The following is a 25,535-nucleotide window of genomic DNA, read 5'->3' as shown; positions in this document are numbered from 1 at the left end:
CGCGACGCGACGCGCGCGCGCGCCGCCCCGGCCCCGGCCGCCGGCGGTGCGGGCGAGCTCGGGCTCGGCACCCTCATCTCCCAGCCCGAGCAGCAGCTGCGCACCCTGGGGGAAGCGGCCCAGCGGTACGGGCAGCGCTGATCCGGACGGCGTACGCGCCGCCCGGCGACACCCGGACGGGCCGGGGGTGCCGGGAGCGGGCGCCCCGTCCCGGAAGAACGTGCCGGTCCGGCCCCCGGAGGGCGGTCAGCTTCCCAGCGGCTTCCGCAGCCCCGGCTGGAGGCGGTCGCCGTGCGCTTCCACCATGGCGTCGCACAGTTCCCAGATCCGCTCCGGCGGCAGCGCCGCGGCCGTGGCCGGGTCGGTCATGGCCGCCTGGCGGACACGGACCGGCGCGTCCTCCAGCGCCGCACGCACCACCAGGTCGGTGGTGCTGAGATAGGTGCGGTTGAGAGCGGCCAGCTGGGCGGGCAGTGGGCCGTTCCGGGTGGGGCGGACACCGGATCCGTCCACCAGGCAGGGCACTTCCACCACGCCCTCGGACGGCAGATTGCCGATCAGCCCGCGGTTGGGGACGTTTCCGTAGACGGTACGGGGCGTGCCGGTGACGATGCTGTGGATGATCTGCGGCGCGTACTCCATCGTCCCCTCGGCCTCCAGGGCACGCCCGGCGGCCAGCGCGTCCCGGGTGCTCTCGTATTCGGCGACGTTCTCCGCGACGATGTCCAGATAGGCGCCGATCGGCAGCCGCAAGCGGGCGATCTCGCTGTCGTGGTGCAGGTACCAGGGCACGTACTCGGCCGAGTGCTCGCTGGTCTCGGTCGGGTAGTAGCCCAGTCTGCGGTACATGTCGACGCGGGTACGGCGGCGCAACTGCGGGTCGCGCTCGATCAGCGCGTCGAGCCGGGGGTACAGATCCGTGCCGCCGTGCCGGAACTCCAGCACCCACGCCTGATGGTTGACACCGGCGGCGCGGTAGGTGACGTCCTCGTAGGGCACACCGACGAGTTCGGCGAGTCCGTGCATGGTCCAGTGGACCGAGTGGCACAGCCCCACCACCCGCGTGAGGCCGGTGGCCTGGGCGAGGTACTGCACGTTCATGGCCATCGGATTGGTGTAGTTCAGCAGCCATGCGTCGGGGCAGATCTCGGCGATGTCCGCGCCCAGCGACCTGAGCAGGGGGAAGGTGCGCAACCCCCGGAAGATGCCGCCGATGCCGAGCGTGTCGCCGATGGTCTGGCGTACGCCGAACCGGGCGGGCACCTCGAAGTCGGTACGGGTGGCCTCGCCCATGCCCACCTGGACGCTGTTGATGACGAAGTCGGCGCCGGTGAGCGCGGCACGCCGGTCGGTGTGCGCGGTGATGTGCGGGGTGGCGCCGTGTGCCGCCGCGATCTGCCGGGCGGCGGCCTCGGCCGTCGCCAGCCGTTCGGGGTCGATGTCGTGCAGGGCGATACGGGCGTGCCGCAGTTCGGGGAACGCGAACAGGTCGCTGAGCAGCCCTTGGGTGAAGACGACGCTTCCGGCGCCGACGAAGGTGACAGCGGGGGCGGTGCTGGTGGTCATGTTGCTCTCTCAGTCGGTCGTGGCGGCGGGAGCGGCCGCGTGGTCGGCGGCTTCCTGCCAGGTGGGTTGGGACGGGGTGCCGCCGTGGGCCCGGGTCGACAGGGCGCCGCAGGCGGCGGCCAGTTCCAGCGCGGCGGCGAGCGGCAGCCCGGCGAGGTGGGCGGCGATGAACCCGGCGTCGAAGCTGTCGCCCGCGCCGACGGTGTCGCGCGGGGTGACGGGGACGCCGCGGACCTGCACCGGGGTGTGCCCGTCGTGGGCGAGGGCGCCCTCGGCGCCGTTCTTGACGACGGTCACCGGCCCCCGCGCGGCCAGCAGCGCGGCTGCGGCAGCGGGCGAGCCGCCGCTGCCCGGTCCGGCGAGCGCGACGGCCTCCGCCGCGTTGGGCAGCAGGAAGTCCGTGACGGGGAGCAGTGCGGCCAGCCCCTCGGGGTCCCAGCGGCCGGCCGGGTCGTCGTTGGTGTCCAGCGAGGTGGTGGCTCCGTGGCGGCGGGCGGTGCGCAGCAGTGCGGGCAGCGCGGGCGCCAGCTGCGGCAGCAGGAAGTAGGAGGCGGCGTGGACGTGCCGGGCGGCGGTCAGCAGTCCGGGCGGTATGTCCCGGCTGCCGGTGGCCGCGAGAACTCCCGGGCTGGTGAGGATGGCCCGGTCGGCCCCGGAGTCGCCGCTCCCGGTGACGGCCACGGTCAGCGGGGTGGGGAGTTCCGGGTCGGTGCGGAGCGCCGAGGTGTCGACCCCGCGCTCGGTGAGCGCCTCGCGGACGAACCGGCCTGCCGCGTCGTCGCCGACGCGTCCGGCGAGTGCGACCGACAGCCCCAGCCGGGCCGCGCCGCAGGCCGTGATCGCGGCCGAGCCGCCGAGGGTGAGGGTGCCGGAGCCGACGAGTTGCTCCCGCTGTCCGAAGGCGAGCGGGCCCGACAGCGGTCCGACGACCACATCGGGGTTGGCGTCGCCGAGCACGACCAGATCGAAGCTGTGGGGCATGGTTCCTTCCAGGAGTGCGGGACACACCGCGCGGGCGGCGGTCGCGGCGGGCGGCACGAGCGGTGCCTGATGAGCACGGCACCGGCGGCCGCAGGTCAGGACCGGGGCGCGGGGGCGGGTGCGGTGCTCATCCCTTGAGACCGGTCGAGGTCAGGGAGCGGATGAACGACTTCTGCGCACCGAGGAAGGCCAGCAGCACCGGCAGCACGGTCAGCACGTTGCCGGCCATGACGGCCGACCACTTGGTGTGATGCCGGCCCTGGAAGGTGGTGAGGCCCAGCTGCAGCGTGTACTGGGTGTCGTGGTTGATGGCGATCAGCGGCCAGGTCAGGTCGTTCCAGGTGGTCAGGAACGTCAGGACGGCGACGGTGCTCAACGCGGGCCGGGACAGCGGCAGGACGAGGGTGAAGAGCACCCGCAGCCGTGAACAGCCGTCGAGCCAGGCGGCCTCCTCCAACTCGCGGGGCAGGGAGAGGAAGAACTGCCGGAGCAGGAACACGGCGAACGGCGTGACCAGCGACGGCACGATCAGCGCACCGAGTGTGTCGATGAGGCCGAGGCGCTTCATCACCAGGAAGGTGGGGATCATGGTGAGCTGGAACGGCACGGCCATCGTGGCCAGCATCAGCACCAGCAGCACCTTGGAGCCGGCGAACCGCATCCGGGCGAAGGCGTAGCCGCCCAGCGATCCGAACAGCAGATTGGCGGCGACGGCCACGGCCGAGACGAGGAGCGAGTTGCCGAACCAGCGTGGGAACAGCGCGTTGCCCAGTACGTAGCGGTATCCGTCCGGGTCGATGCCCGAGGGCAGCAGGGCCGGCGGGAAGCGGTTGATCTCGGCGTCGCTCATCACGGAGCTGAGCAGCAGCCACACCAGTGGCAGCGCGAACAGCAGGGCCAGCGGGGCCAGCAGCAGATGCCAGGCGCTGAAGGGCAGCCGCGGCCGGCGCGCACCCGGCGCGGGCCCGGTGAGGGAGGCCGTGCTCCGGGGCGGGGTGCCGGCCCGCGGTGCGGTGGTGAGGGTCATCGTGCGGTTCCTTCCGTGCGCAGGCCGGACGTGTCGGCCGTCGCGGGGCGGGGCGCACCGGCCGGGCCGCCGCTTCCGGTGCCGGCCGGGCGGTCCGCGCGGCCGCGGACGATCCGCAGCACGGCGCCGGCCAGGGCCAGCGCCACCGCCAGCACATAGGCGGCCGCGGCTCCGTATCCGGCGGTGAAGCTCTTGAACGCCTGCTCCCAGATGAAGTAGACGATCACCGTGGTGGAGCCGAGCGGACCGCCCTTGGTCGTGACGTACACCAGGTCGAACACCTGCAGGGACTGGATGGTCTGCCACAGCACGAGGAAGACGGTGACCGGCGCGAGTGCGGGCAGGGTGACGTGCCGCAGCACGTGCCGGCGTCCGGCACCGTCCAGCCGTGCCGCCTCGATCAGCGACGCGGGGACGTCCTGGAGTGCGGCGAGGTAGACCACGACGCAGAATCCGGTGCCGCTCCACAGCGTGATGACGACCAGGACGGCGAGCGCCTGCCCGGGGTCGGTGAGGAAGCCCTGCGGCGACAGTCCCAGGCGCGAGAGCACCGAGTTGGCGACCCCGAACTCGGGGTCGAGGATGAAGGAGAAGAGCACTCCCTGGGCGGTCGCGGAGACCACGAACGGCACGAAGACCAGCGTGCGGTAGAGACCGACCAGGCGGATGCGGCGGTTCAGCGCCAGGGCGAGCCCCAGCCCGCCGGCCAGGCTCAGCGGCACGAACAGCACGGTGTACAGCAGGGTGTTGCGGACCGCCTGGCTGAAGTGCGGGTCGGCGCTCAGCGCCCGGTAGTTGTCCAGGCCCACCCAGCGGCTCGGCGTGACCAGGTCGTTGGCCTGGAAGGAGAGCAGCAGCGACCAGACCACGGGCAGCACGCTGAGCCCCAGGATGATCAGCACGGCGGGGGCGACGAAGGTCCAGGCGGTGGCGGTCTCCCGGCGGCGCGCGTCCGGGCGGCGGCGCGGCAGTCCTCGGCGCCGGGTCCCGGCCGGTCCCGGTCCGGTGGTCCCGGTGCTGCCGGCGGGCGGGTCCCCGACCGTCAGCGGCGGCGGATGATGTGGCATCTGGACTCCTCAGCGGGGGATCAGCAGAGCGGCGTCGGCTTCGTCGGCGCAGGCGCGCATGGCGGCCGCGGGGCTGCTGCGGCCGAGCAGCACCGAGACGAGGGCCTGTCCCAGCGCCTGGGAGACCTGGGGGTAGGCCGGGTGCGTGGGCCGGACACGGGCGCCTTCCAGCGCCTCGGTGAAGGTGGCCAGGCCCTCGGTGCGGCGGGCTTCGCGCTGCCAGCGCGGCAGCGCCCGCGCGTCTCTGCTCAGCGGCAGGCTGCCCGCCTCCGCGCCCCACCGCACGTCCTGCGCGGGCCGCATCAGCCAGTCCACGAAGGTCCGGGCCGCGCGCACCCGCGCGGCGCCGTTGTCGAAGACGGTCCAGGTGTCGGGGCCGGAGATGGTGACCGGGCGTCCGGAGAAACTGGGCAGCGGGACCACGTGGTAGTCGATTCCGGCCTGCCGGATGTCCGGGAGCTGCCAGGGACCGGTGACCGCCATGGCCATCCGGCCGCCCTGGAACACCTGGTACATCTGCTCGCCGCCGGGCTTGGGGTCGACGTAGACGCTCCGGTCCCGGACGAGGTCCTCGACGACCTCCAGCGCGCGCACCCCCTGCCGCGCGAAGCCGATGCTGCGCCCGTCGTCCCCGATGACGTCACCGCCCAGATCCCAGATCATGGGCCACAGCCGCCAGACGGTGTCCTCGTCGCCGGCGCCCGGCCAGCCGGTGCCGAACCGGCCGCCGCCGCGGTCGGTGAGCCTGCGTGCCGCGGAGACGAAGTCGCGCCACCGCCAGCCGGCCTGCGGCAGCGGGACGCCCGCCTGTGCGAAGAGCTTCTTGTTGCAGACGACGGCGAGCGCGTCCAGCAGCGCCGGGGCGGCGCGGACCCGACCGTTGAGGGTGACGGCCGCGCGGGCGGGGGCCCAGTAGTTCTTCCACGGGGTGCCTGCGGAGCCGACGGTGCCGCCGAGGTCGACGACCTGCGGGCTGCGGGCGACGTTGGCCAGGTCGGAGCCGAAGACGTAGGCGATGTCGGGGTAGGCGCCCGAGGCCAGGGCAGCGGTGATCTTCTGCAGCATCGAGTCGGCGAGCACCCCGCCTCCCATGTCCACCCGGATGTGCGGGTGGCTGCGGTGGAAGTCGGCGACCAGCCTGCGCAGTGCGGCCCGCGCGGTGTCGGTCTGGCCGTGCCAGAGTTCGATGGTGACCCGTCCGTCGGCTCCGGCTCCGTCCCCCGGGCCGGTACCGCAACCGGAGGAGACGGCCCCGGCCAGCGCGGTGAGCGCCAGCGCGCCGCCTCGGCGCAGGACCCGGCGGCGCGGGGGCGACGGGGCGTTGACGCTTCGGGGTACGGCCATCGGTGCCTCCGGGAAGGTGCGGGCGGCGGAGCCGCGGGGACGGGAATCGGGATGCTGCGGGTACCGGGTACGGAGGCGGAGCCCGCTCTCGGGGTACCGGGACGGTTCGCGGCGCGGGCGACCGGCCGGAGGAACGGCGGGGGCACGGGTGCATGGCGGGCCCGCACCGGGCGGCACGCCGCCCCGGGAGACCTGCTGCGGGTGGCCCGTCAGCAGGTCTCCCGGACGTAGCCGTCCTCGGCCGGGGTGCGGACGTCCAGGTCGCGGCGGACGATGCTGAGCCGGTCGCCCCAGCCCGCGCACGCGTCCGCCAGCCCGTCGGCGGTGTACTCGATCACGAACACCCGGTCGCCGAAGGCGCGCAGATAGCTGTCGCACTCGTCCCACTCGCCGCACTCCTCGGCGACGGCGAAGTCCAGGCCGTTCGCCTCGCGGGCTCCGGCCAGTTCGGCGGTGTTCTTCTGGCCGATGGCCAGGCCCCGGGCGTGGGCGCGGTCGGAGAGCCTGTGGACGAGGTCCTGTGCCTGCGCCGCCGTCAGCAGACCCGCGGAGCGCTGGTAGCTGTCGAAGTTGTCCGGCTCGACGGCCTGGAAGCCCTTGGCGGCGCAGGAGTCGATCCAGGCGCCGACCCGCTCGGCGATCCGCTCGCGTTTTCCGGCCGTCCGGAGGTCGAGGAATGCCTCGCCCTCCCACGCGGCGTCGTACACGACCTCACCGGAGGCGTCGCGCAGCAGCAGGTCGGAGTCCCAGCTCTCCGCAGCGCCGGGCTGGGTCTGGAAGGCGTTGACGTAGCAGATGTTGTAGAGCCCCTCGGCGGGCTGCGCCGAGTGGTCCCGGCTGACCACACCGACGCCTTCGGGCGGCGCGTAGGGGCCGCCGATCTGGTAGTCGAATCCGGCGTGTGCCGGGGGAAGTGTGACGTCCCCGGCCGGGGAGGCGGGTCCGGTACCGGCGGCGGCCGGGGTGCTGTTCGCCTGCGCTGCCGCCAGCAGCAGGGCCGCCGCGGCCGCGGCGGCGGCGAGGGCCCGGTACGGACGTCGACGGTCGTGCCGCATCGTCGAACTCCAGGAGGTGGAGGGCACGTCCCCGCCTCGGACACACCGGGTCCTGGCGACTCAGTCCGGGCTCGCGGCGCACCGCATACCGGCTGGGCGTACCTCTGACGTCGTTTTCTCTCCTCCGACGTGCAACGGAGTAAACCGACCCTCGCCACCCGGTGTCAAGAGCTCGAAGTTGCGCGAAACAGCGCCCGTACACGCATCTTCACGCAGTGCGCCGCCGACGCGGCCCGCCCGCGCGCGGCTGCGAGGGGCTCAGCCGTGCCGCAGATGGTCCCGCAGTTCGCGGGCGACCTGGGCCATCAGGGCCTCGGCGCCGGGCTGGGCGGCCGCGGGTACCCGGGACTCGGTCAGGGCCGCGACGGCGAAGACGTCGCCGTCGTCGTGCTCGACCACCCCCACCTCGTGCCGGAGGTTGAGGAGGGTGCCCGTCTTGGACGCCCAGGCGGCCGCGTCGGAGCTGAAGTCCGGGGCGAGCCGCTGGCGCAGCACGTTGTCGGCCATCAGGGCGCGGATCCGCGCCGCGACGTGCGGGTCGACGGCCGAGGGGGTCCAGAAGGCCTCCAGCAGGTCGGCGAAGGCCCGGGCCGTCCCGGAGTTGGCCCGGGTCACATCGAGCTGTGGGAGCCGGTGGCCGTGCCCGCCGGTGCCGGCGCCGACGGCGAGGGAGTGCGCCAGGTGCGCGTTCCGCGCCGGAAGGTGCTCCACCGGCGTGTCGGTCAGCTCGCCGAGGGCGTGTCGGATCGCGAGGCCCCGCACCCCCAGCGCGCGCACCCGGGCGTCCACGTCGCCGGGCGGGGTGAGGCCGAACAGTGCGTTGGCGGCGGCGTTGTCGCTCAGGGAGGTGCTGAGGTAGAGCAGGTCGTCGAGGGCGACGCGGGCCGGGTGCCGGAACCGGGTGAGCCCGGTGGGGCCGGGCCGGGTGGCGCGGCCCGGCTGCACGTCGAGCTGCTGGGCGCCGTCGAGTTCACCGCACCGGATGCGCTCCAGGGTCGCGAGGGCGAGCGGCAGCTTGACGAGGGAGGCGACGGGCAGCTCGATGTCCGGGTCGATGCCCGCCTCCCGCCCCGTCCGCAGGTCGCGCACGAGGAACGAGCCGGTCAGTCCGCCGTCGCGCAGGGCCTGGCGCAGCTCCCGCAGCAGATGGCCGTCCGTCATGCTCCGCTCTCCTCGTCGTCGTCCCCGTCGTCCCCGTCGTCGTCCCTGTCCGTCCGCACGTCCGCGCCCAGGCAGTGTGCGATCTGCTCGTCCAGGCGGGCGCCGAGCCGTTCGGCGTCGCCCTCCTCGGCGGCGAGGAGGCCGAAGGTCCGCTCCAGCGCGAGTTCGCCGAGCGGCCGCCAGTGCAGTCCGAACTCCCGGGCCTGCGGCGGCGAGCACAGCAGCAGATCCTGCGAGGCGAACACCTCGGCCGCCGCCTGGGTGAGCGTGGCGGCCACGGAGAGCTGCGCGGGGCGCAGTCCGACCGCGTCGCGCAGCCGGACGATCGGGTCCCGGATGTGCGGTACGTCGTCCTCGGGCTGGAGCCAGACGCGGCGGGGCGGCGCCGAGTCGGTGCGCCGAGGCCGCAGCGTCTCCAGGTAACGGCGCCGGGCACGCGGCCGGTCGAGGCCGGCGAGCCCGAGCGGCACGCGCCAGCGCGCCTGGTCCGGCGGCACCGCGACGAGCGCGGCCCGCACCTGCTGGGAGCGGACGAGGTGCGGGCGCGCCTCCGGGGCGGCGGTGCGGAGCTCCAGGGCGATGCGGTGGCCGCGGGCTGCCGCCGCGAGACGGGCGAGGGCGGGTGCCGGGCAGGTGTCGGGGACGGCGAGACGGACGGGCCGGCGCCGCGCCGTCGCCGCCTCGTGCTGGAGTTCCTCGGCCGCGAGCACCAGCCGCCGGGCCGCGGGGAGCAGTTCCCGTCCGAAGGGGGTCAGGCGTGTCCGGCGCGCGCCGCGTTCGAAGAGCAGCTCGTCGAAGTGCCGCTCCAGCGCGGCGACGCGGCGGCTGGCGACCGACTGCGACATGCGCGCCGCCGCCGCGCCCACCGTAAAACTGCCCCGCTCGCTGACGTGCACGAACGCACGGCAGGCGCCTACAAGATCCACGCATGCCACTCTATGCGGCTGCCGGAGCTATGCGGATTCTGCATCGAACGGCGCGATCCGGTCTTGGACCGCATGACCGGCGGGGCGGCAGGCTGCCTGCCGCGGCGGCGCACACGTGGCCCGCCGTACCCGGGCCCTCACCGGCCCGGGGAATCAGGTTCCGGACAGTCGGAGGTATCGACCACCCATGCGCACGACCTCAGCCCGGCGCGGCACTCTCAGCGTCCTCGGTCCGCTCGCGCTCGTCCTGCCGCTGCCGGCCTGCGGCACCGACGACCGCGCGGAGTCCTCCGCCGAGCCCGCGGCGTCCCGGTCCGCGCGGCACGAGACCGCCGCCGCGTTCCGGAAGCTGGAGCGCAAGTACGACGCCCGGCTCGGCGTACACGCCGTGGACACCGGCACCGGCCGCGAGATCTCCTTCCACGCGGGCGAGCGGTTCGCCTACGCCTCGACGCACAAGGCGTTCACCGCCGCCGCCATCCTGGACAAGCGGTCGCTGAGCGGCCTCGACAAGGTGATCACCTACCGGAAGGAGGACCTGCTCCCCCACTCCCCCGTCACCCGCGAGCACGTCGAGGAGGGGATGACGCTGCGGGCGCTGTGCGCGGCGGCCCTGCGGCAGAGCGACAACGCCGCGGACAACCTGCTGCTGCGCGAACTGGGCGGGCCCAAGGCGCTGGACGCCTTCCTCGAGAAACTCGGCGACGACGTGACCAACGTGAACCGCTACGAACCGGAGCTGAACGAGGCGGCACCCGGCGACGACCGGGACACCACCACACCGCGGGCATGGACCGCCGACCTGCGCGCCGTCGCACTCGGTGACGGCCTGAACCGGAAGGAGCAGGCCCAGCTCGACGACTGGATGCGGAACAGTCCCACCGGGAAGACCCTGATCCGGGCCGGGGTCCCCGAGAAGTGGACCGTGTCCGACAAGAGCGGGGGCGGGCGCCACGCCACCCGCTCCGACATCGCCGTCGTCCGCCCGCCCGGCGGAGCGCCGCTCGTGGTCACCGTGATGTCCAGGCGCACGGAGCGGGACGCCGAGTACGACGACAGGCTGGTGGCCGACGCGGCCTCGGTCGTCGCGGACGAGCTGACCTGAACGCGGCGGGGCCGCGAAGGGTCGTCCCTCCGCGGGGCCCCGGACGGCGCCGGTGCGGCTCAGCGCTCCTCGGCGGAAGCCTTGGCGGTCTCCGCCGACGCGGCCCGCTCGCCTTCCCAGCACTCGATCTCGCCGGGGAGCTCCGGCAGCCGGTCCCGGACGAAGGTCGGGTCCAGGCCCTGGCGGCGCTGGGCGCGGTAGTCGTCCAGCAGCTTCCACGCGATGGCCGACAGCGGCAGGATCGCCACCAGGTTGACCAGCGCCATGCTGCCCATGAAGACGTCCGCGAGGTTCCAGACCACGTCCACCGAGCCGAGCGCGCCCGCGAACACGGAGCCCAGCACCAGGATGCGGAAGCCGGGCAGCACCCAGCGGCGGCCCTTGGCACCCGTCATGAACTGGAGGTTGGACTCGCCGTAGTAGTAGTTGCCGATCAGGGTGGAGAAGGCGAGCAGGAAGACGACCAGCGTCAGCACGTGCCCGGCCCAGCCGCCGAGGGAGTCCTCCAGAGCGGACTGCGTCAGGTCCGCACCGCCGCGCTCGGAGAGCGAAGGATTGGTGGTGAGGATGACGAAGGCGGTCATCGAGCAGATCAGCAGCGTGTCGAAGAAGACCCCGAGGGTCTGCACCAGGCCCTGCTTGACCGGGTGCGAGACCTCGGCCGTCGCGGCGGCGTTGGGCGCCGAGCCCAGGCCGGCCTCGTTGGAGAACATGCCGCGGCGGATGCCCTGCTGGATCGCCGCACCGACCGCGCCGCCGGCCACCTCGCGGAAGCCGAAGGCACCGCCCACGATGTCCGCGAAGACCCGCGGCACGTCGGAGATGTTGAGGATCACCACCGCGAGGCCCAGCAGCAGATAGATCACGGCCATCACGGGGACGACGAGCTGGGTCACCGTCGCGATCCGCCGGACGCCGCCGAAGATCACCAGGCCCAGCAGCACCATGACGGCGATGCCCGCGCCGGCCGCGGGGAAGTCGTCGCCGAAGGAGCCCTTGGTGACCGAGGCGATGGTGTTGGACTGCACGGTGTTGAAGACGAAGCTGAAGGTCAGCGTGATGACGACCGCGAAGACCACGCCCAGCCAACGCTTGTTGAGGCCGCGCTGCATGTAGTAGGCGGGGCCGCCCCGGTAGGTGCCGGACGCGTTGCCGTCCTTGTCCCGGTTGCGCACCTTGTACAGCTGCGCGAGAGACGCCTCCACGAACGCGGACGAGGCGCCCAGCAGCGCCATCACCCACATCCAGAAGACCGCGCCGGCCCCGCCCGCGGTGATCGCCGCGGCCACACCCGCGACGTTGCCGGTGCCCACCCGGGCCGCGGCGGAGATGGTGAAGGCCCCGAACGACGACACCTGCTTGCGGCCGTCGGGCCCCGGCTGCGCCTTGTCGCCGAGCACCCGCACCATCTCGGGCAGCAGCCGCAGCTGCACCCCCCGGGAACGGAGCGTGAAGTACAGCGCGGCACCTACCACCAGGGGAATGAGGAGATAGGTCCAGAAGACGTCGTTGACGTCGAGGATGAGGGAGTTGAGCGAATCCACGCGGCGTCCTCGGGAAGATCACGGTCGGCGCACGGGGCGCCGACCGGGGGGGGACAAGTTCCGTAAAAATCTTCCGTAGCGTACTTGTCACCCCGGACGGCCCGCAGCGCTCAACGGTGTGCCCTGCCTCACACCCCGTGTCGGAGGGCTTGCGCACCCCGCGGCACAGCGGTATTCGAGCACCGGCGAGAGCCGGGTCACGCGGCGGGGTGCGCGTCCGGGGCGGCCGGCGGGTGCGAGGTGCCGCGCCACGTGCACGCACCGTCACGACGAGGGCCTCACTCCACGGACCCGCCCCCCGCTCCCGGCGCGGCCGGCCCGACGACCGGCGCCCATGCGCGGACGCTCACCACCCGGACTCCCGGCGTGCGGTAGTACGGATCGGCGGACAGGAGGACGTCCAGTTCGCGGCGGGACACATCGAGGATCAGCGCCGCGCCGCTGTCGTCCGTCCAGGGGCCGGCGGCCACGAGCTTGCCCCGTGCGTGCAGGTCGGCGAGCTGCTTCCGGTGCGCCGGACGGGCCGCGAGGCGCTCGGGGGCATCGGTGAAGGCGAGTTCGAGAATCAACATGCCGCGGACGGTACGGTCGCAGGCGTGACCGAGTCTGTATCAACTGCTGCAGCCGGGCAGTGGCGTTCGCTGGCGCAGGTGCCGCTGCTGGCCTCCCTTCCGGACGACACCCTGCGGCGGCTGTGGCGCGAGGCGCGTCCGCACACGGCAGCCGCCGGAACGGCTCTGCGCCGGGCCGGCGACCCCGCCGCCCATCTCCTGCTGCTGCTCCGGGGACGGGTCGCCGCCGCCACGACGACGCGGACGGGCCGCGTGGTCCGCTTCGGGGAGTGGGCGGCGCCCTGCGCACTGGACAAGGTGGCCGTCATCGACGGAGCGGGGCACACCGCCACCTTCACCGCGCTCGCCCCCTGTGCCCTGCGGCACCTGCCGCGGACGCGGTTCCTCGAACTGGTCGACGGCACGGCGCAGATGCGCACCCATGTGCTGCGCGTGCTCGCCGACGACGCCAGGCGGCAGCAGCAGCGGCTGATCGCGGCGGCCACGCTGCCCGCGGAGGCCCGGGTGGCGGCCTGGCTGCTGGAGCAGGCCGCCACCGCGCCGGGTACGCGCGTACCGCTGCCCGGCGGCCAGCAGGCACTGGCCGACCTGCTGGGCGTGACCCGCGTCACCGTGAACCGTGCGCTGGCCCGCCTGAGGCGGGACGGGCTGGTCGAGATCCGGGGCAGTGTCCTCGTCCTTCTCGCGCCGGAGCTGCTCGCGCTCCGCGCCCGGGGGTGAGGGGCTCACCCCGCGGGTGACCGGCTCCGGGGTCAGGCCGGGCCCGCCGCTTCGTCGCCGTCCAGCACCTCGGCCAGCGGCGCGGGCAGGGGTGCCGCGTGCAGCAGGCCGAGGCTCTGCGTCGCCCGGGTCAGCGCGACGTACAGGTCGCTGGTGCCGAACTCGCCGGGCTCGACCACCAGCACCCGGTCGAATTCCAGACCCTTGGCCTGCCGGGGGGCGAGCAGCACCAGATGCCGGGTGAGGTCGGGCTCACCGCCCGCGACGACCCCGGGCAGCCGGGCGGCGAGCGCCTCGTGCAGGCGGCGGGGGGCGATCACCGCGAGGCGCCCCTCCTCGGGGATCCGCGCTGCCGCCGACTCGGCGACCGCCGCGGGCAGGTCCTCGTCCCGCACCTGCCGGGCCCAGGGACGGGTGCCCGTGGAACGGACGGAGGAAGGCGGCGCGAAACCGGGGCGCCGCTCGCGTACGACGGCGGCCGCGAGCTCCATGATCTCGGCCGGGGTGCGGTAGTTGACTCCGAGCCGGGTGTGCTCCCAGCGGTCCCCGAGCCAGGGGCGGAGGATTTCGTCCCAGGAGCCGACACCGGCCTCCTCCCCGGTCTGCACCGGGTCGCCGACCAGGGTCATGGAGCGGGTCGGGCAGCGGCGCATCAGCAGCCGCCAGGCCATCGGCGAGAGCTCCTGCGCCTCGTCCACGACGATGTGCCCGAAGGCCCAGGTGCGGTCGGCGGCGGCGCGCTCGGCGGCCGTGCGGTGGTCGGCCTCCTCGTGGCGCTCGGCCATCCGCTCGGCGTCGACGATGTCGTGCGCGCCGAGGATCTCCGACTCGGCGTCCTCGAACTCGTACGACTCCGAGCCGCGGGCGACCTCCAGCACCCCCTCCGCGTAGGCGATGCGCTCCTGGCGTTCGGCCTCGGCCGCCGCCCGCTGCGCGCTGTCGTCCACGCCCAGCAGCTCGGCGGCCTCGTCCAGCAGCGGCACGTCCGCTTCGGTCCAGTCCGCGGGCTCGGTGACCGGGCGGCGGATCGCCTCGGCCTCGTGCTCCTCCAGGTGCACGGGGTCGGCCAGGTAGTCGGCGACGAACTCCTCGGGGGCCAGCTCGGGCCACAGGTCGCCGATCGCCGCGTGCACGCCCGGGTTGGCGGCGATCGCCTTGCCGAGCTGCGCGACGTCGTCGGCGCCCAGCAGGTTGGGGCCGCCGTAGGGGTCGGTGCCGATGCGTTCGACGAGTTGCGCGGTGAGCGCGTCCAGCACCCGGAAGGCGAAGTGCGGGCGGGCCAGGTTGTGCTGGAGCCGGGTGGCGCGGGCGGCCTCCCGGGCCTCGTCGGCCAGGTGCCAGTCGATGACCAGGTCGCCGTCGTCGTGCGGGACGACGAGCGGCTCGCCCGGTTCGGGCACCTGCTGCCGGTCGCGGACGGCGAGCCGCAGGGCCTCCGCCATCTCCTCGCGGCCCTTGACCACGGCGGCGCGGGGGGTGTCGGTGCCGTGCGCGGTCAGGCCGGGGTAGAGCTCACCGAGGGTGGACAGCAGCACGCCGGTCTCGCCGAGCGAGGGCAGCACCTCGCCGATGTAGGCGAGGAACGCCGGGTTGGGGCCGACGATCAGCACGGCCCGCCTGGCGAGCGACTCGCGGTGCTCGTAGAGCAGGAACGCGGCCCGGTGCAGCGCGACGGCGGTCTTGCCGGTGCCGGGGCCGCCCTCGACGACGAGCACGCCGCGGTGCGGTGCCCGGATGATGCGGTCCTGCTCGGCCTGGATGGTGCGCACGATGTCGTTCATCCGGCCGGTGCGGGCCGCGTCGAGCGAGGCGAGCAGGACGGCGTCGCCGGTCGGGTCCTCGTGGCCGGTGCGCTCCTCGTCCCCGAGGTCGAGCAGTTCGTCGTGGATCTCGGTGACGGTGCGGCCCCGGGTGGTGAGGTGCCGCCGCCTGCGCAGGCCCATGGTGGTGTGGCCGGTGGCGAGGTAGAAGGGGCGGGCCACCGGGGCGCGCCAGTCGATGAGGACCGGGGTGCGTTCGGTGTCGTCCTCGCGGATGCCGATGCGGCCGATGTGGTGGGACGCTCCGTCGGTGCGGTCGATCCGGCCGAAGCACAGGGAGCCGTCCACGGCGTCGAGCGCGGCCAGCAGCCCGGAGCGCTCCGCGACCCGCACGTCCCGCTCGACGCGCGCCTGCTGGGTGCTGCCCTCGGGCTGCTGCGCCTCCCGGACGGCCGAGGCGGTCCGCCCGCGCAGTGCGTCGACCCGCGTGTAAAGGCGGTCGAGGTATTGCTGCTCGTGCTGCAGTTCCGCACTTCCCCGGTTTGACAAAACGGCTCCCTGCCCGGTAATCTCATTCTTGGTCGACAGCCCTCCACGGAGGGCTTTTTCTGTGTGCGCACACAGAAATCCGGAGCTTAACCAAGAAGATCCCCGGCCCGCAACGCGGTACCGGGGATCCGCGGTCACCGCGCACCCGGTGGAGTGGCGCCCGCAGGCCGGTCCTGTTCCGGCGCCGGGCACCCTCGTCCGGGGCGGCGCCCGATTCCGGGGCGGCGGCGCGTTCAGGGACGGTGGGCGAAGACGTGCCGTATCTTCTCCGCCGACGGCGGGGCGGGGTCCAGCGGACGGCCGTGCCGGCGGGCGGACTCGTGCGCCGAGCGGCTCTCGTGCTCCCAGCCGAGCGAGGAGAGTTGCTCCGCCAGACCGCGCCGTTCCCCTTCGGGCAGCAACGCGGGCAGGTCGACGCCCAGTTCGGAGCCGCCGTCGCGCAGCAGCTCGTCGCTCAGCTCGGCACCCACATCGAGGATGTACTCGACGGCGAGGCGGCTGCCGGGGGCGGAGAGCCGGTCGATCTCCTTGAACAGCCGCTCCTCGGCGTCGGGCGGCAGATACGGCAGCAGTCCTTCGGCCAGCCATGCGGTGGGCCGGGACGCCTGGAACCCCGCACCGTCCAGTGCGGTGGCCCAGTCCTCGCGCAGGTCGACCGGCACCGGGGTGTGCCGGCAGCCCGCCGGCACACCCTCCTGCGCCAGGACGGCCTGTTTGAAGTCGAGCACCAGGGGCTGGTCGAGTTCGAAGCAGCGGGTGCCCTCGGGCCACTCCAGCCGGTAGGGCCGGGTGTCGAGGCCGGAGGCGAGGATGACGACCTGGTGTACGCCCTCGCGCGCCGCGGCGAGGAGGAAATCGTCGAAGACCCGGGAGCGCACCCCCAGATAGGCGTTCATCAGCGCCCACAGCTCCTCGGGCCCCGACCGCTCCCGCAGTTCCTCGGGGGTGAGCGGAAACGGCACGGTGGAGGGCGCGGCCCGCACGAAGGCGGCCGCGTAGGGATCGGCGATCAGCGCGTCGGTGCGGGCGGTCTCGACCGCCCGCCCGGCAGCGACCGCCAGGGCCGTCACGCCCACGCCGGAGACGATGTCCCACTGCTGATCCGCCGTCACGGAGGTACCTCCTACGCCCGGGAGAGCTCTTCGGTCTGCCTGTTCGCACAGCCGCATCGGTGTGCGCCTGCGCGCGACGCTACAAGGTGGTAGCCACAGGCAACCAGTGTGTGATGCCGGTCACGGCTCATCTCGGCCATCGGAGGCGCCGCAGCGGTGGGCGGCTTCCGGGCACGGCGACGGGGCACCGGGAGCCGCCGAAGCCGCCGCGCCCGGTCGCCCCCGTCACCCCCGGTTGACCGCGGCACGGGGTGCCGCATAGCGTGCTCCGCGCATGCGGCCCGGCCCCGCACGGGTGTCCGAGCCGCGACCGTAAGCGTTAACGTCAACCAACGCGTCTCTTCTGCCTGCTCGAACGGCCGAGGTGGCGCGACGGCGTACGCCGGACGGGGCTCACCTGCCGAGAACGGAGAACGGCCGGTGCCCACCGAACCACCGCGTCAGGACGACCCGCGTACCGGGCCCACGGACCCGGGCGGGCCGCCCGCGCCGGAACCCGTCCCCGAAGCGGAACCGGAACGCGGCAGCCGGCTGCACCGGCTGCGCCGGTTCGCAGTCGACACGACGCCGCTGCGCACGACTCCCTTCCGGCGCCTCTGGTCCTCGACGGTGGTCACCGCGATCGGCAGCCAGCTCACGGCGGTCGCCGTGCCCTTGCAGATCTACGACGACACCGGCTCCTCGGCGCTCGTCGGACTGGCGGGCGGAGCCGCACTCGTGCCGCTGATCGTCTTCGCCCTGTGGGGCGGTGCGGTGGCCGACCTGATGGACCGCCGCAGGCTGTTGCTGCTGAGCAACGCCGGTATCGCGGTGACCTCACTGCTGTTCTGGGCCCAGGCCGCCGCCGGGATACGGTCGGTCACCGTGCTGCTGGTGCTGCTGGCCGTGCAGCAGGCGCTGTTCGGGATCAACCAGCCGACCCGGACCGCCTCGGTCGCCCGCCTGGTGCCCGCCGGACAGCTCCCCGCCGCGACCGCCCTCACCTCCACCGTGGCCCAGTTCGGGCAGATCGTGGGGCCGCTGCTGGCCGGTGCGCTGGTGCCGGTGCTGGGTCTGCCGACGCTGTACCTGTGCGACTCGCTGGCCCTCCTGGTGGCACTGTGGGCGGTCTGGCGACTCCCTCCGCTGCCGCCGCTCAAGGCCGCGGCCCGGCGGGCCGGACTCGCCGACATCGTCGACGGCTTCCGGTACCTGGTGCGGATGCGGCTGCTGCTCGTCTCGTTCCTGGCGGACGTCATCGCCATGGTGCTGGGCATGCCCCGCGCGCTCTTCCCGCAGATGGCGCAACTCGACTTCGGCGGCGCGGAGGGAGGCGGCACCGCGCTCGGGGTGCTGTACGCGGCCATCCCGGTGGGAGCGCTGCTGTGCGGCCTGCTGTCGGGGCTCTACTCGCGGGTGAACCGGCACGGTGTGATGGTCGTCCTCGCGGTCGCGGTGTGGGGGCTGTCGATCACCGGGTTCGGACTGTCCGGCCCGCTGTGGCTGGCCGGAGCGGCACTCGCCGTCGCGGGCGCGGCCGACATGGTGTCCATGGTCTTCCGAGGCGCCATCCTGCAGTCCGCGGCGACCGACGAGATGCGGGGACGGATGCAGGGCGTCTTCACGGTGGTGGTCGCCGGCGGGCCGCGCCTCGCCGATCTGCTGCACGGCACCGCGGGGGCGGCGGCCGGGACCCGCCCCACCGTCGTCGCCGGGGGCCTGTCCGTGGTGGCCGCCACCGTGGTCCTGGCCGTCGCCGTCCCCGCGTTCTGGCGGTACACGGCGGACCGGTAGCGGGTCCGGGATCCCGCAGCGGAGTACGGCCGGGCCCACGGCGGGGCCGCAGGGGCTACAGCGGGGAGAGATGCATCAGGATCTCGTCCCGGTCGTCCCCGGGGGCAAGCCGGAGGGCGCCCGGCCAGCGGCCGATCTCCCGCCACCCGAGGCGTCCGTAGAAGTCCTCCAGTCCCACCCCGGCGCGGGCGGCGAGCCGGAGCTGCTCCAGCCCCATCTCCTCGCGGGCGACCCGGCGTGCCTCCTGCACCAGCGCCGTGCCGTAGCCCTGCCCCTGCACCTTCGGATGGGTCTGCACATGGTGCAGCGTCCCCCAGTGCGCGATCAGTTCGAACTGGTCACGCCGCAGATTGAGCCACCCCACCAGCTCGCCGTCCCGGACGGCGGCCAGCAGCCGGCAGCTGTCCGGGGCCAGCGCGTCGACGATCCGCTCCAGTGCCGGCCCGGTCTCGGAACGGTCGACCGGCGGGAAGGGGAAGCCCGCGGCTCCCCCGGCGTTGGTGACGTCCGTCCAGCATCCGGCGAGCGCTTCGCGCGTCGCGGGGCCGACCTGCTCCCGGGCGGTGAACTGTGCGAGAACCGGGGCGCCGCGGCCGGCGTTCCGCGGCCTCGGGGGCTTCGAATCCTCAGGCACGTGCCGATTCCTTCCCCGCCGGGGCCCGGCGGTGGGTGTGATGGGCGAGTTCGGCGTGCGGATCGTCGCCGAGCGGGGTGTGGTCGATGTGCACCGTGGCCGCCGTGAGCCGGGGCACCGCGTGGATCAGGGCATGCTCGGCCCGCACCGCAAGGCGGTGTGCGCACACGATCGTCAGATCCGCGTCGACGACGATATCGGCCTCGGCACGCAGCACATGACCGATCCAGCGCATCCGCACCCGCCCCGCGTCGCGGACCCCGGGCACCGCGCGCAGCGCCGCCTCGGCCGCGGCGACCTGCGCGGGGTCGACGGAGTCCATCAGCCGCCGGTAGACCTCGCGGGCGGCGTCCCGCAGCACGACCAGGATGCCGACCGTGATCAGCAGGCCGACCAGGGGATCGGCCGCCTGCCATCCGACGGCGGCACCCCCCGCGCCCAGCAGTACGGCCAGCGAGGTCAGGCCGTCGGCGCGGGCGTGCAGTCCGTCCGCGACCAGAGCGGCCGAACCGATCCGGCGTCCGGTGCGGATGCGGTAGCGGGCGACCCACTCGTTTCCGACGCAGCCCACCAGCGCCGCCGCGGCCACCGCCCACAGATGGCTGACCTCGCGGGGGTCGAGCAGCCGGTCCACCGCCGTCCACGCCGCCAGCACGGCCGACGCCGCGATCGTGAGGACGATGGCGACGCCCGCGAGGTCCTCCGCGCGGCCGTAGCCGTAGGTATAGCGCCGGTTGGCCGCCCGCCGCCCCAGGACGAAGGCGATCCCGAGCGGCACCGCGGTCAGCGCGTCGGCGGCGTTGTGGAGTGTGTCGCCGAGCAGCGCCACCGACCCGGACAGGACCACGATCACCGCCTGGGCGACGGCGGTCGCCCCGAGCACGGCGAGGGAGATCCACAGGGCGCGCATCCCGTCCCGGGAGGTCTCCAGCGCCGCGTCGACCTTGTCCGCCGCTTCGTGGCTGTGCGGGGTGAGCAGATGGGTCCAGCGGCGGCGCAGCCGGACCGCGTGGGAGGCGGCCGGTGGGTGGCGGGATCCGGCGCCGGGTCCGGCGTGGTCTCCGTGGCCGTGCCCGCGGGAGCCGGGCCCGTGCCGGTGGTGATGTCCGCCGGGTCCGTGTCCGTGGTGGTGTTCGTGCGCGCGGTCGTGCTCTCGCCCCTCCATGAGGGCCACCGTGGCACACGGAACCGATTGCGGCTATTGCCGTCCTACCGTCCCCGACCAGGTGCGAGCGCCGCGCAATTGATCACGGGGAGCAGGTGCGGGAGACAGGCCCCGGCCGGTGCGCGTGCCCCGCCCCGGAACGACCGCGGGCCACCCTCCGCGCGTGGTTCCCGCCCGGGTGGCGGTGGACGTCGCCGAGCATGTCGGAGACGAGGCCGCGGCCGGCGCCGGTGTCCCTGTCGTGGCCGAGCCCCGCCGGGGTCGCCGGGAACACCGGCGGCCCCGGGTGACAGGCGACCCGACGGAGACGCCTGCCACCCGGCCGCGTCCCGGAAGAGGGACGCCGTCCGCGGCGTCACGGGGTCACGGGGTCACGGGGTCACGGGGTCACGGGGTCACGGGGTCACGGGGTCACGATGATCTTCCCGTGCACATGGCCCGACTGACTGAGCTCGAACGCGTCGGCCAGCCGGGCGAGGGGGAACACGTCCGCCACCCGTACGGACAGCCGGCCCTCGTCGGCCCATCCGGCCAGGACCGTCAGGTCGTCGCCGCTGGGGCGTACCCACATCCACTGGCCGCCCTTCTCCAGCACCGTGTTGTCCGCGATGGAGGCGTGCCTGCCGCCGTCGGCCAGGACTTCCAGCGTGGTGTCCAGGACGCCGCCGACGAAGTCGGCGACCACGTCGGCGCCTTCCGGCGCGACGGCCCTGATCCGCTCGGTGAGTCCGTCGCCGTAGGCGACCGGCTCGGCGCCGAGCGCGCGCAGCCGGTCGTGGTTGGCGGGAGAGGCCGTGCCGATGACGCGGGCGCCGAGCGCGAGGGCGATCTGCACCCCGAGCGAACCCACTCCCCCGGCCGCGTTGTGGATCAGCACCGTCTCGCCCTCGCGGGTGCCGAGCCGGGTGAGTGCCTGGTACGCCGTGAGCCCGGCCAGCGGCAGTCCCGCCGCCTGCTGCCAGGACAGCGTGCTCGGGCGGCGGGCCAGGCACCGCACCGGAACGGTGACGAACTCGGCGAAGGTGCCGCCGTGCACGTAGTCCTTGCGCGCGTAGGCCATCACCTCGTCGCCCGCGGAGAACTCGGGCACGTCGATGCCGACCCGCTCGACGACACCCGCGACGTCCCAGCCCGGCACGACGGGGAAGACGGTGTCCATCATGCCCTGGAGACCGCCCCCCATGATCTTCCAGTCCACGGGGTTGACCGCCGCGCAGCGCACCCGGACCAGCACCTCCCCCGGCCCGACCTTGGGCAGCGGCTGCCGGGTCGCGGACAGCACCTCCGGACCGCCGAACCGGTCGTAGGTCATCGCATGCATCGTCTCGGCGTCGGAGTCGCCGTTGGTCATGGTCACCGCTCCCTTTCGCTCGTTCCCGGTGGGTACGGGTGCGTACCGGATCACAGGAGTACCCCGGTGTCCCGTACTCCACTTCTGACCCGGCGCGCTGATCCGCACACCCACCGCTCCCCCACCGCGGCCGGGCGCGGGCTACCGCTGGGAGGTGTGCAGCGGGAGAAGGTCGGGCCGCTTGGCCTGAACATGATCACCGGAGGACTCGCCGCGCAGCCGGCGCCCGATCCACGGCAGCAGGTACTGGCGGGCCCAGTGGAGGTCGTCGCCCCGCCGCGAACCGGGCAGGTCGGCGGCCTCCGGCCAGGGCGCGTCGGAGCGGACGGCGGGGCTGCGGCCCAGCACTTCGGCACACCGCGCGGCGACCCGCCGGTGCCCCTCGGGGGACAGATGCAGCCGGTCCTCGTCCCACGCCCTGCGGTCCTGGACCGCCCGCAGCGACCACAGGTCGAGCACCGGACAGCCATGCCGGTCGGCGATCGCGCGCAGGTGGCCGTTGTACGTCGCGATCCTGCCGCGCAGATGGCGCAGCAGCGGGAACTCGCGGGTGTCGAAGCCCGTGCAGACCACCACGGTGCCGACGGACGGGAGGAGGTCGGCCAGCGCGGACTCGTACCGGGCGGCGAGGGCGTCGGGATCGGAGCCGGGGCGCAGGACGTCGTTCCCTCCCGCGCAGAACGTCACCAGGTCGGGGGCGAGTTCCACGGCCCGGGGCACCTGCTCGGCGACGATCCGGCCGAGCAGCCGGCCGCGCACGGCCAGGTTGGCGTAACGGAAGGCGCCCGGGTCCCGTTCGGCCAGGAGCACGGCGAGCCGGTCGGCCCAGCCGACGAAGACTCCGTCGCTCCCCGGGTCGCCGACCCCTTCGGTGAAACTGTCCCCGATCGCCGCGTAGGAGGTGATAGAGGGTGCCGTATCCGATGACCACTTTCCTGCCGCACCTGTCACGATATGCATTTCATCAGGGCGGATGGGTGCGCGCACCCGCGGGGGGGTCGCCGGACCCCCGCGGGGCGCCCGGCGCAGTTCAGTGGGCCTCGGCGAGCTGCCCGGCGAGGCGCACGTGCAGGTCGGCGCTGCTCGTTCAGTCCGGTGACGGTGGCCTACGTGCCGTAGCCGGCGTACTCGGCCCGGTCCCGGGGCTCCGCGGCGGCGTTCCGCGCGCCCGTACCTCCTGTCCCAGTGCGCCGGGTGATCTCGATCCGCTCCCCGCGCGGGATAGGTTGGCCCGATGAGCGCGCGATTCGAAGAGCTCGACTGGCAGCCGACGGACCTGGGGGAGATCAGTCTGCGGCGGCGCCGCGACCCGTCCTCCGGGACGGACGTGTACGAGGTCAAGCTCGATGACGACTTCCTCATGTCCAGCCTCTTCACCGAGGGAGAGGTCGCACTCGCCCGGCTCGGCCTCGCCGCGGCGCCCGGGCACGAGCTGGACGTCGTCGTGGGCGGGCTCGGCCTGGGCTGGACGGCCGAGGCCGCCTCCCGGGACCCGCGGGTGCGCTCACTCCTGGTGGTCGAGGCGCTCGAGGCGGTGATCGGGTGGCACGAGCGGGAGCTGGTACCGGCGGGCGCCCGGCTGGCCCCGGACACCCGGTGCCGCCTGGTGCACGGCGACTTCTTCGCGCTCGCGGAGAGCCCGCAGGGCTTCGACCCCGACTCCGCACACCGGCTCTTCCACGCCGTCCTGCTGGACATCGACCACTCCCCGCGGCATGTCCTGCGGCCGGGCAACGCGGCGCTGTACGAGCCCGCCGGACTGCGCCGGCTGGCCCGCCATCTGCACCCCGGCGGAGTGTTCGCGCTGTGGTCCGACGATCCGCCGGACGAGCGCTTCCTCTCCGCCCTCGGCGAGGTCTTCCAGGACGCCGAGGCGCACACCGTCCGGTTCGACAATCCGGTGCTGGGCGGCACCTCGGCCAACACCGTCTACGTGGCCCGCACTCCGCAGCCGTGACGCACCACTCGCCCCCGCGCACTCGGTGCCGGAGAGGTTTGCCTGCCCCGGTCCGCCGCGCGACCCTGGAGACGAGAGGTATCCGGCTCCCGGATCGAAGGAAGGTGCCTGCGATGCGCAAGGTCGCGGACTGCAGGGATTACCCGAGCGAATCGAACTGCACCCTCACCATCGCCGGTGAGGAGGACGAGGTGGTCCGGGCAGCGGCCGAGCACGCGGCCTCCGTCCACGGCCACACCGACACCCCGGAACTGCGCGAAGAGGTGCGCGGGATGCTCAAGGACGAGAGGACGCCGCAAGCTGCCTGAGCGCCCGCTCCCGCACGACCCGGCGTCGGGGCCCCGGAGTTCCGACGCCGGCGGGCGTGGCAGCCGACAGCTCCGTTCGCCGGCCGAGGTCCGCCCCTACGGCGGCGTCGCCGGTTGACGCGCCCCGGTGCCGCCGGGCAGCGCCTCCGGCCCGACGGCGATCGGGCGAAGAGCGGCGGTGCGGGCGGCGTGCGCCATGGCCGTGCGTCGGACCCGAACGGCGGCGCGTACGCTGGACATATGTCTGACCCGAAACAATCCGAGCTCGACACCCTCTATGCGGACGCCGACGCGGGTGTGCAGGAAGCTCGGCAGCGCGTGCGCGACGCGTCGGTAGGCAAGGACAGCGCCAGGCTGGACACCGCGCTGGACGAGCTGGAGGCCGCACTGGCGCACCGAGAGGCGGCACGGCTCCGGACGCGGGAAGACGCCTGGATCCTCACCGCGCTCGGCGCGGCCAACGCCATCGACCCGGAGTTCCACGGAACCGACGCGCAGCAGTCGTCCGACGCGGATTCGGGCGGGGAGCCCCCGCTCGCAGGCTGAGGACTCGCCTCCCCGGACCCGGGCCCGCCGTATGTGCTGCTCGGACGCTGCTGCCGCAGCGGCCTGAACCGAACAGGACCCGGCCCCGGTTGTGGGCGGCGCTGCCCGTGACCGGGTGCGCGCCCGCAGCCGGCACCGGACGCGGTCCGCACCGGAGCGGGGTGCCGCGGAGGCGGACGGCGGGCCGTCGGGGCAGCGGCGGGCTCACGGCGCGGATGGAACCCGTCCGGCGCGGGGGCACCTGGCGGTTCCTCCGCGCCGGACGGGAGCTGCGAACCGGACGGCGGTCAGCCGGACCGCGCCTCCACGGACAGCGACCGCTCCTGCGCGTCCCAGCGGTGCGGATCGTCCTCGAGTTCGGCGCGGTTCCAGTCGCCGTGCACGGCCGCCGCCTCGTAGGTGGTCTGCAGGAAGTCGGTCAGCACCCGGTCGGGCTCGGGGTCGGTGCGGACCGCCTCGTACGGGAGCAGGAACTGGCCGTTCTGCTCGCTGTAGAAGGCATCGCCGGGAAGCACCGGATGTTCCCGGAAGCCGTCCGGCTCCGGGTAGGCGTAGGCGTAGAACGCCCCTTCCGCACCGCCGCCCGGCCAGAAGCCGCAGCTGCTCAACTCCCTTGAGTAGCCCTCCAGCATCACCCAGTCCCCGCAGTGCGGTGCGCCGCCCGGGTGGGGCGGGGCCGAGCGGCCCGAGAACCGGGTGCAGGCCAGATCCATGGCTCCCCAGAAGAAGTGCACGGGGCTGACCTTGCCCACGAAGCGCGAGCGGAACTGCCCCAGGACGCGCTGCGCCTGCAGGAGCTGGCGCCAGAAGAGCTGGGCGGCCTCCGGGTCGTAGGAGGCGTGCACAGTGTCCTCGGGGAACGGGATCGCCTGCTCCACCTCGTTGGGCCGGGGCTGGATCGGGGTGCGGACTCCCACCTCGTGCAGGGCCCGCATCGTCTCCTCGTAGAACTGCGCGACCGGTTTCGCCTCCAGACGCACCCGGCGGGCGGCTCCGTCGCTGGTGCGGATCCGCAGGGAGTGGTCGACGAAGTCGAATTCGATGTCGAACGCCCCGGTGCCGTGCGGAATCGTGGAGGTCGTGAGCCCGCTGGGGGTGACGTAGAGCGTCACCTGCCACCAGTGGTTGACCAGGGGCGCGTGGGCCAGCCGGATCTTGCCGATGATCTGGGTCCACATGTGGAGGGTGTCCCGCGTCCCGGTCCAGTCCGCCACCCGGAGCCGGGGCCAGGCGCCACGGCTGTGCGACGTCGTCAGCTCTGTCATCGCCACCTCCTCGCCGGATTCGGCGTTCCCCACCGATGGTGGGTCCG

General features: G+C 73.9%; 23 protein-coding genes. 6 read left to right on the top strand and 17 right to left on the bottom strand.

The features are described from left to right. Positions 1–246 precede the first annotated feature (246 nt). The 8 genes from A949_RS0122245 to A949_RS34195 all read right to left on the bottom strand — a co-directional run bounded on the left by A949_RS0122245 (position 247) and on the right by A949_RS34195 (position 9,127). Positions 247–1,566, bottom strand: a complete 1,320-nt coding sequence (locus A949_RS0122245; protein WP_019358241.1) for an alpha-glucosidase/alpha-galactosidase — start codon at positions 1,564–1,566, stop codon at positions 247–249. A gap of 9 nt (positions 1,567–1,575) precedes the next feature. Then, complete coding sequence (locus tag A949_RS0122240) at positions 1,576–2,547, bottom strand: carbohydrate kinase family protein (protein ID WP_019358240.1); 972 nt, start codon at positions 2,545–2,547, stop codon at positions 1,576–1,578. Between the two features lie 127 nt (positions 2,548–2,674). After that, positions 2,675–3,574 (bottom strand): carbohydrate ABC transporter permease, encoded by a 900-nt coding sequence (locus A949_RS0122235; RefSeq protein WP_019358239.1) that lies wholly within the window; start codon positions 3,572–3,574, stop codon positions 2,675–2,677. Next, a complete protein-coding gene (locus tag A949_RS0122230) occupies positions 3,571–4,641 on the bottom strand; it encodes a carbohydrate ABC transporter permease (RefSeq protein ID WP_019358238.1) in 1,071 nt (356 codons plus the stop codon). Before A949_RS0122230 ends, A949_RS0122235 begins: the two co-directional genes overlap by 4 nt. Positions 4,642–4,650: 9 nt before the next feature. Then, positions 4,651–5,985, bottom strand: coding sequence for an ABC transporter substrate-binding protein (locus tag A949_RS0122225; RefSeq protein ID WP_019358237.1), 1,335 nt, complete (start codon positions 5,983–5,985; stop codon positions 4,651–4,653). A 209-nt stretch (positions 5,986–6,194) separates the two neighbouring features. Beyond that, positions 6,195–7,040, bottom strand: coding sequence for an endo alpha-1,4 polygalactosaminidase (locus A949_RS0122215; protein WP_019358235.1), 846 nt, complete (start codon positions 7,038–7,040; stop codon positions 6,195–6,197). Positions 7,041–7,298: 258 nt separating this feature from the next. After that, positions 7,299–8,201: a serine hydrolase gene (locus A949_RS0122210; protein WP_019358234.1), complete on the bottom strand. Its 903-nt coding sequence runs from the start codon at positions 8,199–8,201 to the stop codon at positions 7,299–7,301. After that, entirely contained in the window at positions 8,198–9,127 is a 930-nt protein-coding gene (locus A949_RS34195) for a LysR family transcriptional regulator (RefSeq protein WP_051019587.1), read from the bottom strand. Before A949_RS34195 ends, A949_RS0122210 begins: the two co-directional genes overlap by 4 nt. 187 nt (positions 9,128–9,314) lie before the next feature. Between A949_RS34195 and bla the strand changes: the two genes are divergently transcribed. Continuing rightward, positions 9,315–10,232, top strand: a complete 918-nt coding sequence (gene bla, locus A949_RS0122200) for a class A beta-lactamase (RefSeq protein ID WP_019358232.1) — start codon at positions 9,315–9,317, stop codon at positions 10,230–10,232. 59 nt (positions 10,233–10,291) lie between these two features. On the opposite strand, the gene A949_RS0122195 is transcribed toward bla, so the two are convergent. Both A949_RS0122195 and A949_RS0122190 read right to left on the bottom strand, forming a co-directional pair. Further along, positions 10,292–11,776: an alanine/glycine:cation symporter family protein gene (locus A949_RS0122195; protein ID WP_019358231.1), complete on the bottom strand. Its 1,485-nt coding sequence runs from the start codon at positions 11,774–11,776 to the stop codon at positions 10,292–10,294. A 278-nt stretch (positions 11,777–12,054) separates the two neighbouring features. Further along, the gene (locus A949_RS0122190; RefSeq protein WP_019358230.1) at positions 12,055–12,348 is read right to left on the bottom strand and encodes a YciI family protein; all 294 of its coding nucleotides are present in this window, start codon (positions 12,346–12,348) and stop codon (positions 12,055–12,057) included. Positions 12,349–12,372: 24 nt separating this feature from the next. Here A949_RS0122190 and A949_RS0122185 point away from each other — a divergent pair, with 24 nt between their 5' ends. Then, on the top strand, positions 12,373–13,068 hold the full coding sequence (locus tag A949_RS0122185) for a Crp/Fnr family transcriptional regulator (protein WP_237735879.1): 696 nt from the start codon (positions 12,373–12,375) through the stop codon (positions 13,066–13,068). Between the two features lie 32 nt (positions 13,069–13,100). Here the strand turns inward: A949_RS0122185 and A949_RS34190 are convergent, their stop codons facing one another. After that, entirely contained in the window at positions 13,101–15,353 is a 2,253-nt protein-coding gene (locus A949_RS34190; RefSeq protein WP_051019588.1) for a HelD family protein, read from the bottom strand. 257 nt (positions 15,354–15,610) lie between these two features. Beyond that, positions 15,611–16,489, bottom strand: a complete 879-nt coding sequence (locus A949_RS0122175) for an SAM-dependent methyltransferase (RefSeq protein WP_019358227.1) — start codon at positions 16,487–16,489, stop codon at positions 15,611–15,613. A 420-nt stretch (positions 16,490–16,909) separates the two neighbouring features. Here A949_RS0122175 and A949_RS0122170 point away from each other — a divergent pair, with 420 nt between their 5' ends. Next, on the top strand, positions 16,910–18,262 hold the full coding sequence (locus A949_RS0122170) for an MFS transporter (RefSeq protein ID WP_019358226.1): 1,353 nt from the start codon (positions 16,910–16,912) through the stop codon (positions 18,260–18,262). 55 nt (positions 18,263–18,317) lie between these two features. Here the strand turns inward: A949_RS0122170 and A949_RS0122165 are convergent, their stop codons facing one another. From A949_RS0122165 to A949_RS0122150, 4 genes are all read right to left on the bottom strand, one after another. Next, complete coding sequence (locus A949_RS0122165) at positions 18,318–18,896, bottom strand: GNAT family N-acetyltransferase (protein ID WP_019358225.1); 579 nt, start codon at positions 18,894–18,896, stop codon at positions 18,318–18,320. Then, positions 18,889–20,061, bottom strand: a complete 1,173-nt coding sequence (locus A949_RS0122160; protein ID WP_019358224.1) for a cation diffusion facilitator family transporter — start codon at positions 20,059–20,061, stop codon at positions 18,889–18,891. Before A949_RS0122160 ends, A949_RS0122165 begins: the two co-directional genes overlap by 8 nt. Before the next feature lie 403 nt (positions 20,062–20,464). After that, complete coding sequence (locus tag A949_RS0122155; RefSeq protein WP_026004915.1) at positions 20,465–21,382, bottom strand: NADP-dependent oxidoreductase; 918 nt, start codon at positions 21,380–21,382, stop codon at positions 20,465–20,467. Between the two features lie 171 nt (positions 21,383–21,553). Then, positions 21,554–22,372, bottom strand: a complete 819-nt coding sequence (locus A949_RS0122150) for an SGNH/GDSL hydrolase family protein (protein WP_051019586.1) — start codon at positions 22,370–22,372, stop codon at positions 21,554–21,556. Between the two features lie 274 nt (positions 22,373–22,646). Between A949_RS0122150 and A949_RS0122145 the strand changes: the two genes are divergently transcribed. From A949_RS0122145 to A949_RS0122135, 3 genes are all read left to right on the top strand, one after another. Beyond that, positions 22,647–23,369 carry a hypothetical protein gene (locus A949_RS0122145; RefSeq protein ID WP_019358221.1) on the top strand — a complete coding sequence of 241 codons (723 nt, stop codon included), beginning with the start codon at positions 22,647–22,649 and terminating at the stop codon, positions 23,367–23,369. 113 nt (positions 23,370–23,482) lie between these two features. Further along, the gene (locus tag A949_RS0122140; protein WP_019358220.1) at positions 23,483–23,677 is read left to right on the top strand and encodes a DUF1059 domain-containing protein; all 195 of its coding nucleotides are present in this window, start codon (positions 23,483–23,485) and stop codon (positions 23,675–23,677) included. A gap of 240 nt (positions 23,678–23,917) precedes the next feature. Then, entirely contained in the window at positions 23,918–24,223 is a 306-nt protein-coding gene (locus A949_RS0122135) for a hypothetical protein (protein WP_063826275.1), read from the top strand. Between the two features lie 287 nt (positions 24,224–24,510). Here the strand turns inward: A949_RS0122135 and A949_RS0122130 are convergent, their stop codons facing one another. After that, positions 24,511–25,488, bottom strand: a complete 978-nt coding sequence (locus tag A949_RS0122130; RefSeq protein ID WP_037707247.1) for a DUF5996 family protein — start codon at positions 25,486–25,488, stop codon at positions 24,511–24,513. Positions 25,489–25,535 lie beyond the last annotated feature (47 nt).

It is taken from the genome of Streptomyces sp. AA1529 (genome assembly GCF_000280905.1).
Classification (GTDB): Bacteria; Actinomycetota; Actinomycetes; order Streptomycetales; family Streptomycetaceae; genus Streptomyces.
The sequence above is the reverse complement of the archived record's forward strand: the minus strand, read 5'-3'. Positions and strand labels throughout refer to the sequence as shown.

Bases quoted from the DNA above. Each gene is read 5' to 3' on its own strand.
- A949_RS0122140 (WP_019358220.1), top strand. From the start codon at position 23,483: ATGCGCAAGGTCGCGGACTGCAGGGATTACCCGAGCGAATCGAACTGC.
- A949_RS0122155 (WP_026004915.1), bottom strand. From the start codon at position 21,382: ATGCATGCGATGACCTACGACCGGTTCGGCGGTCCGGAGGTGCTGTCC.
- A949_RS0122135 (WP_063826275.1), top strand. From the start codon at position 23,918: ATGTCTGACCCGAAACAATCCGAGCTCGACACCCTCTATGCGGACGCC.
- A949_RS0122240 (WP_019358240.1), bottom strand. From the start codon at position 2,547: ATGCCCCACAGCTTCGATCTGGTCGTGCTCGGCGACGCCAACCCCGAT.
- A949_RS0122130 (WP_037707247.1), bottom strand. From the start codon at position 25,488: ATGACAGAGCTGACGACGTCGCACAGCCGTGGCGCCTGGCCCCGGCTC.
- A949_RS0122215 (WP_019358235.1), bottom strand. From the start codon at position 7,040: ATGCGGCACGACCGTCGACGTCCGTACCGGGCCCTCGCCGCCGCCGCG.
- A949_RS0122190 (WP_019358230.1), bottom strand. From the start codon at position 12,348: ATGTTGATTCTCGAACTCGCCTTCACCGATGCCCCCGAGCGCCTCGCG.
- A949_RS0122245 (WP_019358241.1), bottom strand. From the start codon at position 1,566: ATGACCACCAGCACCGCCCCCGCTGTCACCTTCGTCGGCGCCGGAAGC.
- A949_RS0122210 (WP_019358234.1), bottom strand. From the start codon at position 8,201: ATGACGGACGGCCATCTGCTGCGGGAGCTGCGCCAGGCCCTGCGCGAC.
- bla (WP_019358232.1), top strand. From the start codon at position 9,315: ATGCGCACGACCTCAGCCCGGCGCGGCACTCTCAGCGTCCTCGGTCCG.
- A949_RS0122225 (WP_019358237.1), bottom strand. From the start codon at position 5,985: ATGGCCGTACCCCGAAGCGTCAACGCCCCGTCGCCCCCGCGCCGCCGG.
- A949_RS0122145 (WP_019358221.1), top strand. From the start codon at position 22,647: ATGAGCGCGCGATTCGAAGAGCTCGACTGGCAGCCGACGGACCTGGGG.
- A949_RS0122150 (WP_051019586.1), bottom strand. From the start codon at position 22,372: ATGCATATCGTGACAGGTGCGGCAGGAAAGTGGTCATCGGATACGGCA.
- A949_RS0122160 (WP_019358224.1), bottom strand. From the start codon at position 20,061: ATGGAGGGGCGAGAGCACGACCGCGCGCACGAACACCACCACGGACAC.
- A949_RS0122230 (WP_019358238.1), bottom strand. From the start codon at position 4,641: ATGCCACATCATCCGCCGCCGCTGACGGTCGGGGACCCGCCCGCCGGC.
- A949_RS0122235 (WP_019358239.1), bottom strand. From the start codon at position 3,574: ATGACCCTCACCACCGCACCGCGGGCCGGCACCCCGCCCCGGAGCACG.